13 protein-coding genes, 2 tRNA genes and 1 rRNA gene are annotated in these 12,793 nt (G+C 67.2%); 5 read left to right on the forward strand and 11 right to left on the reverse strand.

What is annotated here, in order from left to right:
• Positions 1-91, reverse strand: a 16S ribosomal RNA gene (locus ACIA5C_RS17465); the annotation flags it as partial.
• A 542-nt stretch (positions 92-633) separates the two neighbouring features.
• Here ACIA5C_RS17465 and ACIA5C_RS17470 point away from each other — a divergent pair.
• A complete protein-coding gene (locus tag ACIA5C_RS17470; RefSeq protein ID WP_396055664.1) occupies positions 634-849 on the forward strand; it encodes a hypothetical protein in 216 nt (71 codons plus the stop codon).
• Between the two features lie 6 nt (positions 850-855).
• On the opposite strand, the gene ACIA5C_RS17475 is transcribed toward ACIA5C_RS17470, so the two are convergent.
• From ACIA5C_RS17475 to ACIA5C_RS17505, 7 genes are all read right to left on the reverse strand, one after another.
• Positions 856-1,653 carry a carbon-nitrogen hydrolase family protein gene (locus tag ACIA5C_RS17475; RefSeq protein ID WP_396055666.1) on the reverse strand — a complete coding sequence of 266 codons (798 nt, stop codon included), beginning with the start codon at positions 1,651-1,653 and terminating at the stop codon, positions 856-858.
• 58 nt (positions 1,654-1,711) lie between these two features.
• Positions 1,712-2,113 carry a nuclear transport factor 2 family protein gene (locus ACIA5C_RS17480; RefSeq protein WP_396055668.1) on the reverse strand — a complete coding sequence of 134 codons (402 nt, stop codon included), beginning with the start codon at positions 2,111-2,113 and terminating at the stop codon, positions 1,712-1,714.
• A gap of 723 nt (positions 2,114-2,836) precedes the next feature.
• The gene (clpX, locus tag ACIA5C_RS17485) at positions 2,837-4,126 is read right to left on the reverse strand and encodes an ATP-dependent Clp protease ATP-binding subunit ClpX (RefSeq protein ID WP_396055670.1); all 1,290 of its coding nucleotides are present in this window, start codon (positions 4,124-4,126) and stop codon (positions 2,837-2,839) included.
• 212 nt (positions 4,127-4,338) lie between these two features.
• Positions 4,339-5,004, reverse strand: a complete 666-nt coding sequence (locus ACIA5C_RS17490) for an ATP-dependent Clp protease proteolytic subunit (RefSeq protein WP_396055672.1) — start codon at positions 5,002-5,004, stop codon at positions 4,339-4,341.
• A gap of 11 nt (positions 5,005-5,015) precedes the next feature.
• Positions 5,016-5,645 carry an ATP-dependent Clp protease proteolytic subunit gene (locus tag ACIA5C_RS17495; RefSeq protein ID WP_396055674.1) on the reverse strand — a complete coding sequence of 210 codons (630 nt, stop codon included), beginning with the start codon at positions 5,643-5,645 and terminating at the stop codon, positions 5,016-5,018.
• A gap of 337 nt (positions 5,646-5,982) precedes the next feature.
• The gene (gene tig, locus ACIA5C_RS17500; protein ID WP_396055676.1) at positions 5,983-7,332 is read right to left on the reverse strand and encodes a trigger factor; all 1,350 of its coding nucleotides are present in this window, start codon (positions 7,330-7,332) and stop codon (positions 5,983-5,985) included.
• 37 nt (positions 7,333-7,369) lie between these two features.
• Positions 7,370-7,443, reverse strand: a tRNA-Pro gene (locus ACIA5C_RS17505).
• 114 nt (positions 7,444-7,557) lie between these two features.
• On the opposite strand from ACIA5C_RS17505, the gene ACIA5C_RS17510 reads away from it, so the two are divergent.
• A tRNA-Gly gene (locus ACIA5C_RS17510) sits at positions 7,558-7,631 on the forward strand.
• Positions 7,632-7,834: 203 nt separating this feature from the next.
• On the opposite strand, the gene ACIA5C_RS17515 is transcribed toward ACIA5C_RS17510, so the two are convergent.
• The 3 genes from ACIA5C_RS17515 to ACIA5C_RS17525 all read right to left on the reverse strand — a co-directional run bounded on the left by ACIA5C_RS17515 (position 7,835) and on the right by ACIA5C_RS17525 (position 11,016).
• Positions 7,835-9,697 (reverse strand): hypothetical protein, encoded by a 1,863-nt coding sequence (locus tag ACIA5C_RS17515; protein ID WP_396055677.1) that lies wholly within the window; start codon positions 9,695-9,697, stop codon positions 7,835-7,837.
• Between the two features lie 670 nt (positions 9,698-10,367).
• Positions 10,368-10,619: a hypothetical protein gene (locus tag ACIA5C_RS17520; protein ID WP_396055678.1), complete on the reverse strand. Its 252-nt coding sequence runs from the start codon at positions 10,617-10,619 to the stop codon at positions 10,368-10,370.
• A 64-nt stretch (positions 10,620-10,683) separates the two neighbouring features.
• The gene (locus ACIA5C_RS17525; RefSeq protein WP_396055679.1) at positions 10,684-11,016 is read right to left on the reverse strand and encodes a hypothetical protein; all 333 of its coding nucleotides are present in this window, start codon (positions 11,014-11,016) and stop codon (positions 10,684-10,686) included.
• Between the two features lie 367 nt (positions 11,017-11,383).
• Here ACIA5C_RS17525 and ACIA5C_RS17530 point away from each other — a divergent pair, with 367 nt between their 5' ends.
• The 3 genes from ACIA5C_RS17530 (at position 11,384) to ACIA5C_RS17540 (ending at position 12,747) form a co-directional block, all read left to right on the forward strand.
• The gene (locus ACIA5C_RS17530) at positions 11,384-11,824 is read left to right on the forward strand and encodes a lipopolysaccharide assembly protein LapA domain-containing protein (protein ID WP_396055680.1); all 441 of its coding nucleotides are present in this window, start codon (positions 11,384-11,386) and stop codon (positions 11,822-11,824) included.
• Positions 11,825-11,914: 90 nt separating this feature from the next.
• A complete protein-coding gene (locus ACIA5C_RS17535; protein WP_396055682.1) occupies positions 11,915-12,241 on the forward strand; it encodes an ArsR/SmtB family transcription factor in 327 nt (108 codons plus the stop codon).
• Entirely contained in the window at positions 12,238-12,747 is a 510-nt protein-coding gene (locus ACIA5C_RS17540) for an SRPBCC family protein (protein ID WP_396055684.1), read from the forward strand. Before ACIA5C_RS17535 ends, ACIA5C_RS17540 begins: the two co-directional genes overlap by 4 nt.
• Positions 12,748-12,793 lie beyond the last annotated feature (46 nt).

A 12,793-nucleotide genomic window follows, 5' to 3' on the forward strand; every position in this document is an offset into this window, starting at 1 on the left:
TCGAGTACCCCGAAGGGCCTTTCCGCTCGACTTGCATGTGTTAAGCACGCCGCCAGCGTTCGTCCTGAGCCAGGATCAAACTCTCCAACAAAAACTTGGAAAACTGTCCCGGCAACATAAGTTGCCAAAGGAATCCAAGCCGAAAAAACCGGCCAGGGATAAAACTAATTGGCACTGGCTTATCAAGCACCCTGTTGAGTTCTCAAAGAACAACCACACACCGAACCTGAGCTCCGCGAAGGAACCCACGCTCGGGGCAACTACATCGGTTTTCCACGGTAACCCCCGCCGTGAAAGCGGGAAGATCGTGGATGGCCCTTGCAGACCAGCCGACGATCGTCGAAACGATCAGTCCGCCTGGCTCCTGCGGGCTTTGCTACTCTACCTGGTCGACCTCGCTGGCGCAAACCCTGTTTCCGCCTGCATCGCCCGGCATCTTCCCCAGCTTAACGCTGCGTCCGACGTCCCGCGAGTCAACCGTCCGTTCCGTCACCTTCGTGGCGTTCCGTCCGGGTTTCCCTCGGGCAGAGAGAAAGTTACGCGAGAGGTCACCGCAGATGCAAATCGATGACCATGCTTGACGCGGCCGCGGAAGGGACGCTAGGCCCCAGAAGAACGTGACAGAGTGGGCGCATGGACCCCGCCCGCCCGCTCGCCGCCGACGCGCTGCTCGATCTCCTCATGCCTCTGTGGCAAGTGGTCATCGGCGTGCTTGTGCTGGTCACGCTCGTGGTGGCAGGTCACCGGATCCTCATGCGCGGCCCGTCCCGCATGGGCGGCGCGATGCTCCTGGCCGGCGGCGCAGTCATCGGACTCGCCGTTGTCGGCTACCTCGTCCAGCTGCTGTGACGCCCGCTACAACCGGCGATTAGCCAGGCTGGGCAGCTCGGCACGGATCTGGGCCAGGCGAGGAAGGTCCAGGTCAGCGGTCACGATGCCGATCGTGTCGGGGGCCTGAGCGATCACGGTCCCCCACGGGTCGATGACCATGCTGCGACCGAAACACGTGCGCCCCGGCTCGTGATCACCGATCTGGCCGGCCGCGACCACATAACACTGGTTTTCGATCGCGCGGGCGCGAAGCAACACCTCCCAGTGGTCGCGCCCGGTGTGCATCATGAACGCGGCCGGCACGACCAGCACCCGCGCGTCCCCTTCGACCGCCAGGCGGCGGTACAGCTCGGGGAACCGGAGGTCGTAACAGATGGACAGTCCGGTGCGCACGCCGCCGATCTCCGTCACCACGGTCTCCGACCCGGGTGCCACGGTGCGCGACTCCTGATAGGAAACCCGTCCCGCTATCTCCACGTCGTACAGATGGATCTTGCGATAGCTCGCGGTGAGCGAGCCGCCCGGGTCGAAGATCAGCGTGGTGTTGAAAGTGTGGTCGGCATCGGGCCCGGCCTCGTGGAACGAGCCGGCATGCACCCAGATGCCCAGCTCACGCGCCGCCCGCGCGAAGAACCGCCCGAACTCCCCGTCGGCCGTCTCCGGGTCGGGCGCCGTCTTGCCCGGGCCCAGATAGTCAACGTATTCCGGCAGCACAGCCAAGTCCGCCCCGGCCGCCGAGGCACGTTCCAGCAGCTCACGCGCGACCCGAAGGTTTTCCGCCCGATCATCGCGGGAGTTCAGCTGGCACACCGCAACACGCATGAGAGCAGCCTACGGCGGTCAGGCTTTTTTGAGTACGGCGTGGAAGAGTCCCGCTTCGTCAGTGCGGGCTGGGTGCAACACCGGGCCGTAGACCACCGCCGGCCGCGAGTTTGGCACCCATCTCCTGGGCCAGCGCCTGAGCCGCCGACAGCGGCCGCACCATGACCGTGAACTCGTCAACCTTCCCGTCCGCCGAGTAGTGCAGGAAGTCGGCGCCCTCAAGCTCCTTCTCCCCCACCCGAGCACGGAACACGAGCACGTGGTCGGTGGCCGTGCCAACCTCCCGCACGTACCGAAAGTCTTGAAAGACCTCGATCACCGCGCTGAGGATGGTGGTAAGGGCCGCGCGACCGCGGTAGGGCGCGAACGCCACCGGACTCCGGAACTCCACGTCGTCAGAACAGAGCGCGACGGCCGCCGGCACGTCACTGGCTTCGATTGCGGCACGGAACGGATGCATGAGCCGACCCCCCATTGGCTAGGCGCGCCTCGCACACTAGCCGGTGCCACTCCGCACCACGCGACGGACTGTGGACAACGGCGGCGCACAGCGCACTGTGCACAGCGACGAGCAGATTGTCAGACCCACCAGATCAACTCACCCCACCCAGGGGCGGGCTGCCGCGCCTGGGCGCCGCACAACGCGCGACACGACGGCCCTCACACAGCCGCCCAGCACAACCGCCAAACACGACCGCCGAGCACAACGGCGGGGCGCAACCGCCGAGCGCGACCGCCCAGCACGATCGCCGAGCACGACCGCCCCGCATGACCGCCGGGCACGACTGCCTGGCACACCCGCGCGGCGCAACCACCCAGCACGACCGCGGGGCGCAACCACCTAGCACGACCGTCCAGCGCGACCGCCGGGCACGACTGCCTGGCACACCCGCGCGGCACAACCACCCAACACGACCGCGTGGCACAACCGCAGGACACGACCACCCGCACAACCGCCGGGCACGACCGCCCGGCACGACCGCGGGCACGACCGCCCGCACGACCGCCGGGCACGACCGCGGGCACGACAGCCGCACGGCCGCCCGGCAGGAACGCCACGCTCGCCGATGCGGTTGGTGCAGGGACTCGTCGGTCAGGGGTATCGGTGAGGTTGCGTCTGTGTGCTTGGCGCGAAAAAAGACGCCGCCGCCCGGGCGGGGCGGCGGCGTCTTTGAAAGCTTGGTCAGGCTGACTTTTCCTCGCGCTGGTGCCGGCGACGGCCGACGAATTCGCGCGGGACGATGGTCGGGTTGACGTTTTCGAGGACCACCTCGCGCGTGATGACCACGCGGGCGGCGTCCGGGTTGCTCGGCACCTCGTACATCACGGAGAGGAGGACCTCTTCCATGATCGCGCGGAGGCCGCGGGCGCCCGTGCCTCGGAGCATGGCCTGGTCGGCGATTGCCTCGAGTGCGCCGAAGTCGAACTCCAGTTCGACGCCATCGAGCTCGAACAGGCGCTGGTATTGCTTCACGTAGGCGTTGCGCGGCTCGGTGAGGATCTTGATGAGTGCCTCACGGTCGAGGTTGCGCACCGTGGTGATGACCGGCAGACGGCCGATGAACTCGGGGATCAGCCCGAATTTCAGCATGTCTTCCGGCATGACCCGGCTGAAGATGTCGTCGGTGTTGCGCTCCGAGATCGACCGGAGGTGAGCGCCGAACCCGACGCCGCCGTGCCCGACCCGCGACTCGATGATGCGGTCCAGGCCGGCGAACGCACCGCCGACGATGAACAGCACGTTGGTCGTGTCGATCTGGATGAACTCCTGGTGCGGGTGCTTGCGGCCGCCCTGGGGCGGCACGTTGGCCACCGTACCCTCGAGGATCTTGAGCAGTGCCTGCTGGACGCCCTCACCGGAGACGTCGCGGGTGATCGACGGGTTCTCGCTCTTGCGGGCGATCTTGTCGACCTCGTCGATGTAGATGATGCCCTGCTCGGCGCGCTTGACGTCGTAGTCCGCCGCCTGGATCAGCTTCAGCAGGATGTTTTCGACGTCTTCACCGACGTAACCGGCCTCGGTGAGGGCGGTGGCGTCGGCGATTGCGAACGGCACGTTGAGCATGCGGGCCAGCGTCTGCGCCAAGTGGGTCTTGCCGCAGCCGGTGGGGCCGATGAGCATGATGTTGGACTTGGCCACCTCGACATCGCTGCCCGCGCCGGGCGCGCCCGACGACTCGGCCTGGATGCGCTTGTAGTGGTTGTAGACCGCGACCGAGAGCGCCTTCTTGGCCTGCTCCTGGCCCACCACGTACTGGTCGAGGAACTGGCAGATCTCCATCGGCTTGGGAAGCTCTTCCCACTTCACCTCGCCGGTCTCGGCCAGCTCTTCTTCGATGATCTCGTTGCAGAGGTCAATGCACTCGTCGCAGATATAGACCCCAGGCCCCGCGATGAGCTTTTTGACCTGCTTCTGAGACTTCCCACAGAAGGAGCACTTCAGTAGGTCGCCGCCGTCGCCGATCCGTGCCACCTACGTACTCCTTGGGCTCATCGGCCGGCGGATGCCGACCCCTGACGCGAGGACTAATTGCCTCGTTGCCATCTCATCGTCTGCCGAACCGCGTAACTGAGGCTGCTGACTCGACGTTACCCGCAAAGGGGCAGTTCTCCGACCCCCCAAAACGGGCGTGTCAGGGGTCGGTCAGTCTAACCCTGCCCCGGCCGGCCCCCGACACCACGCTCCTAGCTGCTCGCCCCGACGGACTGCAGGCTCTTCTTGCGGGTCGCCAGGACCACGTCGACGAGGCCGTACTCCTTGGCCTCCTCCGCCGTCATGATCTTGTCGCGGTCGATGTCCTTGCGGACCTTGTCGGCCGGCTGACCGGAGTGGTGGGCGATCATCTCCTCCAGCTGCGTACGCATGCGCAGAATCTCACGCGCCTGGATCTCGATGTCGGAGCCCTGCCCGTAGCCGCCCTCAGTGGCCGGCTGGTGAATCAGAACACGCGAGTGGGGCAGCGCCATGCGCTTGCCCGCCGAACCGCCGGCCAGCAGAACCGCGGCGGCGCTGGCCGCCTGGCCCAGGCAGACCGTCGAGATGTCCGGGCGGACGTACTGCATGGTGTCGTAGATCGCCGTCATGGCGGTGAAGGAGCCGCCCGGCGAGTTGATGTACATCAGGATGTCGCGGTCCGGGTCCGAGCTCTCCAGCGTCAGCAGCTGGGCCATCACGTCGTTGGCCGACGCGTCGTCCACCTGGACGCCGAGGAAGATGATGCGGTCCTCGAACATCTTGTTGTAGGGGTTCGTCTCCTTCATCATGCCGTTCGACGAACGCTCGACGAAGGAGGGCAGCACGTAGCGGTTGTGCACCGGCGCGAACCCGGGAGGCATGGTCAGGTCAGTCATAGTTCAGCTCCTCAGTTCAGCGTTCCGGCGCCCTCGGGCACCTCTTCGGCCGTGGTGATCACCTTGTCGATGAAGCCGTAGTCCTTCGCCTCCGACGCGGTGAACCAGCGGTCGCGGTCGAAGTCCTGCTCGATCTGCTCCTGGGACTGACCCGTGTGAAACGAGATCCGCTCCTGGAACATGCGCTTGGTGTAAAGCATCTGCTCGGCCTGGATGGCGATGTCGGCGGCCGTGCCGCCCATGCCACCCGACGGCTGGTGCATCATGATCCGCGCGTGCGGCAGCGCGAAGCGCTTGCCGGCGGCACCGGAGCAGAGCAGGAACTGCCCCATCGAGGCGGCCATGCCCATCGCGACGGTCTGCACGTCGTTGTCGATGAACTGCATCGTGTCGTAGATCGCCATGCCGGAGTAGACGGAGCCACCCGGCGAGTTGATCCACAGGTTGATGTCGCGCTCGGGGTCCTCGGCGGAAAGCAGCAGCAGCTGAGCGCAAATGCGGTTCGCCACGGCGTCCGTCACCTCGCTGCCGAGGAAGATGATGCGCTCGCGCAGCAGGCGGTTGTAGACCGAGTCGTCGAGGTTGCCACTCAGGGTGTCACCGCGTAGCACAGGGCCCGCGGGAATGTGGAGATCGGTCATGGCAGCCCTTCACAGCTGACTGTGTCGGCCGGCGAACCGGTCGGCAGATTATCCGTCGTACGACCAACCTAACCGGTCGAAAGAGTGTCAGCTTCCCGCTCGGGCGGGTGTTCGCTGACAGCGCACGCGGCTCCCCGCGTACCCCAAAAAAGCGAAAGCCGCCACACAGCCCTCACGCTGCGCAGCGGCCTTGACCCCTCGCAGGTAGTGCGATCGCCGCCGGTGTCATGGCCCGCGGTTTCCGAAGCCCGCCGGTTTTGCGGGCCTCGGAAACCGCGGGCCATGACACCGGCCTAAAAGGCGATCGCATACGCGGAGCGAAGCGCAGCCAGCTAGTTCAGTGGTTGTGCCCCTCGTGCTCGGCCTCGCTGGCGGCGCGGAGGTCGTCGAGCGTGAGCTCGTTGCCCTCGGTGTCCGACATCTTGACCTGCTCCATGACCGAAGCCAGCGCCTTGCCCCGCCGCACGTCGCCGAAGACCGCGGCCGCCGCGCCCGACTGCACCAGCTGGTCGTAGTAGCGCTGCGGGTCCATCTGGGCGCGCTGCGCGCGGTGCACGATCTCGTGGCCGAACTCGTCGTCGGAGACCTGCACGTCCTCCGCGTCGGCGACCGTGTCGAGCAGCAGCTGGATGCGTACACCCTCCTCGGCCGCCTCGGTCAGCTCCTGGTCGATCTGCTCCTCGGTCTTGTCCTCCGAGGCCAGGTAGTCCTGCAGGCTCGCGCCGATCCGCTCCAGCTGGTCGGTCATCGCCTGCTTGCGGCCCTCGACCTCGTCCTTGACGACGCCCTCCGGAGCCGGGATGTCGGCCGCCTCGACGAGCTGCTTGAGCGCCTCGTCGCGGGCCGCGTAGATCTGCTCGACCTTCTTGACCCGGGACAGCCGCTCCCGCAGGTCGCCGCGAAGCTCCTCGAGCGTGTCGAACTCGCTCGCCAGCTGGGCGAACTCGTCGTCGACCTCGGGCAGCTGCTTGTCCTTGACGCTGCGGACCGTCACCTCGACCTCGGCGTCACGGCCGGCGAAGTCGCCGCCCACGAGCTGAGTGGTGAAGTTGGCCTCGGCACCCGCGACCAGGCCCACCAGGACCTCGTCGAGACCGGGGAGCAGCTGCTTGCTGCCCACCTCGTGCGAAATGTTGGTCGCGGAGCCGCCGGGAACCTCTTCCCCGTCGACCGTTGCCTTCAGGTCGAGCTGCACGTAGTCGCCCTCGGCGGCCGGCCGTTCGACGGTCTTGAGGGTGGCGAAGCGCTCGCGCAGGCCGTTGATCTGCTCGTCGATCTCGTTGTCACCGATCTCGACGGCCGGAACCGTGACCGAGATGGTGGAAAGATCGGGAACGGCAATCTCCGGGCGGACATCGACCTCGGCAGTGAACTTCAGAGGCGCATTGTCGGCGAACTCGGTGATCTCCACCTCGGGGCGACCGAGCGTCTTCACCTCGTGTTCCTGAACCGCGGCGAGGATCTGCTGCGGAATCGCCTCTTGGACGGCTTCGTTGAGGACCGCACCGCGCCCCACCCGCTGATCGATCACAGCGGCCGGGATCTTGCCACGGCGGAAGCCCGGCACCTGCACCTGCGCGCCGATCTCCCGGTACGCCTTCTGCAGGCTCGGCTTGAGCTCCTCGAACGGCACCTCGATAGCGAGCTTCACCCGAGTCGGGCTCAGAGTCTCGACGGTGCTCTTCACAGGCGTACTCCTTGTTGCACTGGATAGTTGATAACAGTCGGGGTGGCGGGATTTGAACCCACGGCCCCTCGCTCCCAAAGCGAGTGCGCTACCAAGCTGCGCCACACCCCGTGGCGACGGCCAGTGTATGCGGTCCGCTTCCACACGCGTGCGCTGGAGTCACCTGGCGGCAAACCGGACCCGCGGCGCGCCCCGCCCGGACCATTCAGTAAGCTATGAACACACGCGGGCGTAGCTCAATGGTAGAGCCTCAGTCTTCCAAACTGATTACGCGAGTTCGATTCTCGTCGCCCGCTCCACGTTCGTGCAGCCAGACCGCTTGGCCAACAGCAATTTGAGCAACCCTCGCGTTGCAGCTGTTCGGGTCCTGGTCACTCCCGGGCCGACGGATCCTGCTCGCCTCGCCGCACTCCTTCTACGCCGGAGTCGAGCGCGCCGTGAAGGTGGTCGAGCAGGGGGTGTGGCGGCAGGAGCCCGTCGATCCACGTCCGACGGCAGATCCTCACCTCCGTGCCGCCCCGGGCCATGGGTCCCTGGTCTTCGGTGCGGCAAATGCTCGCGCCGCGACGAGGTCCAGCACCAGGGTTGCGGCGTTCGTGGCGGCGAGCTCCTGGGCGCCCGAAGTCTTGTCGCGGCCCCAGTCGCAGATGCCCTTCACCACGATCCACTCGACGCCCTCCCGGACCGATGACGCATAGACCGCCGCGCCCTCCATCTCGCCGCCCTCGGCATCGGGGTAGCGCGCCTTCAGCACCTCGCGCAGCGCCGACGAATCGATCAGCACGTCCCAGGAGAGCAGCACGCCGGTCCAAACACGTACGCCCGGGGGTGATTCGGCGACCGCCAACCGCTCGACCAGCTGGTGACCCGCGGTGGCCGCGTCACCGCGGTCCCGATCCTCGGTCTCGCCCGCCCGTACGTTGATCACCCGGAGCTGACGGCCCACGATGACGTCACCGGGGCGCTGGCGTTCCTCGTGCAGCCCGAAGCAGATACCCACCATGACCACGTAGCTCGGGCGCCACTCGTCGATGAGCCTCGGCACGCTGTAGGCGGCCGACACCGGGCTCGTGGTGCCCGCGCCGACCTGGGCGAGCAGCACGTCCACGCCGCCGATCAGGCCGAGCCGATAGACCGGGTGGCCTTCGGAGAACTCCAGTACGGCCTCAGCGTCACCGTGCCGTCTGGCCTGGGCGATCACGGCGGCCCGCTCGACCGGCGTGGCCACCAGCAAAAGGAGTCGCTCCTGGCGCAGGGCCTCGTCCATCGCCTCACGGTATTCGCCGGTCAGCTTCCGCCGATACCGCGAGTAGAAGACCAGACACAGAACGGCCATGGCGATCGTCATGGGGAGGAAGACACCGGCCAGCACACCCGTGCTCCGGGACCAGAACGTCTCGGCGGCGAGCCCGTCCGGATGCCGCCAGATCAGCCGGTAGCCGACCCATTCGAGTGCCGACGAGAACGTCACCGGGCGCCCGGCGCACCGGCTGGCGCAGGCATCGCGCTCCCAGCCGGCCACGCTCGTCGTCATCCCGAACGCCACCGCCGCGACGCCCGCGAGCCAGAGGAAGAAGAACGCGCCGGTCTCGGTGACCCGGTGGCTGCGCGCCGGCAACTGCTTGGGCGCCCGCACGCTGAGTTCGGGATCCGGGTGGCCGGTCTTGAGGTCGTCCGCCCAGGCCGCTACCCGAGCGCGCATGTCCCGGGTGGTGATCCCGTCGCGCGGGCAGGCCAAGGCCTCGTCGGCGCCGCCGAGGGCGGTGAGCCGACGCGCAACGTCGGCGAGCAGGGAGTGGCCCTGCTCATGCGCGTCGATGTGGTGACAGAGGGCCATCGTCCACTGCTCGAACGGGGCCTGCCCGGCGGCTACTTGATCGACCCGTAGCCTCGGGCGGCCCAGCGCCCGCAAGCCCCGCCAGGCGAACGCGAGCAGTGCCACAACCTGATCCGCGCAGATCGCAAAGAGCAGGAGGATCTCGACGATCTCAAGCCCGAGCCAGGTCCCGGTCGGCCCGATCGCCCGGCGGATCGCGACGAGAGCACACGCCATCACCAGAAAGATCAGGAACTCGCCGACCATGATCGCCAGGTTCCAGTGCCGGTCGAGCACTCGCAGCAGCCGCCCCGAGCCCTCGACCGCGCGATCGGCGGGCCGCCTGAGCATCGCGTACGAGCCTGGGTCGTGCCAGATCAGGCGCCCGTCGAGATCGGCTCGCCGTAGCTGAAGCCAGATCGGACCCCGCGTACGGATGAAGCCCAGCGTGCGAGGGCGCAGCAGCCGGACCAGATCGGACCCGCCCTCAGCTGCGCGCGCCGCGCGAGCCGCCGCCCGAAGGTCACCAATCGACGGCCGCTCAGCCATGAGACAACGATAGAGACCCACGCGTTGCCGGTCTCGTCGGCCGTCTCGATGCTGTGCGAGAAACGCGGGGCGTAGAACTTGCCGAGACCGTCCTCGATCTTGCCGCAAGACCCTGGAGAAGTCGGCGATTAGAAGGTCGTCCGCGGGCAGATCGAGTCGATCGAGCATCGGGCCCGGTACGCGCCGGATTCGGGTGGCCGACGATGCGCTGCGCGGCCTCGCCTGGACACCAGGCCAGCAGGTCCAGGCGCTCATCGGGGCAGGTGGGAAGCCCCGAAAGCGACTGCCAGGTCCCCTGCGCACGTACTCGGTCCAGGCCGACCCGGTGGACCGGGTCGACCTTGAAACGGCGCCGTTTCGAACTCAATCTTGTTGGGGAATTTGTTGGGGAACGACGCCGGACCCACCCGTCCAAGGGCGGACCCGGCCGGAAACGCTCGCAACGAGTCCGGAGTTGAGGGCCCTTTCAGTACTGAATCCGATCAAGCAGGACGACCCGAGCGGTTCTTCCAAACTGATTACGCGAGTTCGATTCTCGTCGCCCGCTCCACTCTGACGCTCCCCTGCCCGCGGAAAGCGCGGGCCTCGTCGTTCCGCATGTTTACCTGAGGGCCGAGCCCCCAGACCCCCACGGTGCGGTTACTTGCGGTCGGGTTGGGTCGGGGTCAAGTCAGGGTTGCGGGCGGGTGAAGGGGTTGCGGCCTGTTGCCGTCAGGTAGAGCGGCAGGAAGATGGGCCACAGGGCTACGCAAGCCACGAACCAGGCCTCCGGCGTGTTGAGCCTGAGGTTGCCTATGTTTGCCTCGGCTGGCCTGCCTTGCTTTGCGCGGGTGCGGGCGTCGGTCAGGACCCAGAAGTCTGAGGCCAGGGCCGCCAGCAGGAGCGCGATTGACGCTGCTTGGGCCGGATAGAGCGTGACCATGGCAAGGAACCCCGCGGGTCGATCGGCGCTTTTTTCAGAGAGTACGCCGGGAGGGTGGTCGCGCTCACGGTGTGGAGGCGCCGTTTGCCAAGGTCAGGGTGATCAACACGCCGGCGGCTGCCGTTGTCAGGCCGGCCAGTGCGAACACGTTGTGGTGACGGCGGGGATAGATCCAGCAGCCGGTGACTACCGTGAGCAGGCCGAGCAGTGCGCCTATGGTGGCTGACCAGGGGCCGCCTGGTCGTGTGCAGATCGCGGCGGGGGAGCCGCCTGTGCAGGCCGGGAGGTTGCTGAGGATCACGGCGATGACCAGGGTGAACGGGGTCCACAGGCTGAGTACTCCGGCTGCGATGCTGACCGCAGCTTGCTCGGGACCGGAAAGGCGCGGTTTACGCACTGCGGGCGCTAAGGGCGCCGGCGGGCTTGGTGGTTGACCCACGTCTCGAAACTAAGACCGCGGCGGGCTTCCGCGGGACTGATTCGAAAAGGCCGGCAGGACGCAGCGCCGGGCCGCCACCCGGCGCTGCGCCGTCATGCACCGACGAAAGGGAAGAACTCCGCCGCCGGTAGGTCGCGAGGACCGGCATGTTGTGGAGCACTTCCGAAAATTGAAGGTTCCAGTGTGTCCGGCGGCCAACATAACGTCCGGTTTCGATGCCGGTCCATTAGGCTCTCCTTAAATCCGACGATCTGCTGCACTCGCGTGTGCGGAGAGCACACGCTCCGCAGGGTTGAGAGTCGGTCACCGAGGGAAATCGAGGGCCATGACCACGCCAGCCGACAACCGGCCGCCGGAGGATTCCCGGCCGCCGGGTGACCCACGGTCGACGTCGGAGTCGCTGCCGGCCGATGCGTCGGTCTATCGGGACCCCGCTTCGATCCCCACCACTGAGGTGGAGCCGATCCCGGCGCCGGGGACCACCACGCCGCCGGTGCCGCCTGCCCGGACGGCGCCGCGGATGTCGACGCGCATCAGCGCGGCGTGGACCGGGGTGTGGGCCGGCGTCGTGGTCGTGATCCTGCTGATCGTCTTCATCGCGCAGAACACGGCCGGCGTGCGGATCCGCTTCCTGTGGATGGACGGGGTCATCCCGACCGCGCTCGCCCTGCTGGTCGCCGGGGTCGGCGGCGCGATCATCGCGATGGCGGTGGCTGCGGCCCGCATCGTCCAGCTGCGCCGCCTGGTCCGCCGCCGCCGCCGCTGATCGTCTCTGGTCACGCGGCCGGCCATCCCTGCACGCCCGGGACCGAAGTCAGCCTTGACACGTGACCAAAAGGTCTCATAACTTGGTGTCATGACGGACGACGACCGGGTCTTCAAGGCTCTGGCCGACGCGAGCCGTCGCTTCCTGCTCGATCTGCTGTTCGCGCGTGACGGCCGCACGCTCACCGAGCTGGAGTCCGAGCTGGAGATGTCACGCTTCGGCGTCGCCAAGCACCTGAAGATCCTCGAAGAGGCGGGTCTCGTCGTCGCGCGGCGCTCGGGACGGGAGAAACTCCATTTTCTCAATCCTGTCCCGATTCGCCTGATTCACGACCGCTGGATCGACAAGTACACCGAGCACCACGCGACCACGCTGATCGACCTCAAGAACGCCCTGGAGCAGGAGGAAGAGTCATGACCGCAGAGACGACCCAGGTCTACCGCGTGTGGATCAAGACGACGCCCGAGAAGATCTGGGCCGCGATCACCGAGCCGGAGTGGACCTCGCGCTACGCATACTCCGCGCCGGTCGACTACCAGCTCAAGCCGGGTGGCTCCTTCACCACGTCGGCGACCAAGGAGATGCACGAGTTCGGGAAGGCCAACGGGTTCACCGTGCCCGACACGATCGTCGACGGCGAGGTGCTCGAGTCGGATCCGCCGCGCAGGCTGGTGCAGACCTGGCGGATGCTCATGGACCCGACCACCGCCGCCGAGCCGTTCACCCGGCTCACGTACGAGATCGAGGACTCCAAGACCCAGCCCGGGGTCTGCAAACTGACCGTGACCCACGAACTCGTCGGCGCCCCGGCGACCGCCGCGATGGTGGCCGGCACCGAGGACGGCGCGGCCGGCGGCGGCTGGGCCTGGATCCTCAGCGACCTCAAGACGCTGCTGGAGACCGGGAAGAACTTCAGCGAGTGACCAGAAGCGCCCGGCCAAGGCCTCGAAAGGTGCCGGGCCGGGCGCT

The sequence above is a fragment of the Actinoplanes sp. NPDC051343 genome, assembly GCF_044455125.1.
In the GTDB taxonomy this organism is placed as follows: domain Bacteria; phylum Actinomycetota; class Actinomycetes; order Mycobacteriales; family Micromonosporaceae; genus Actinoplanes.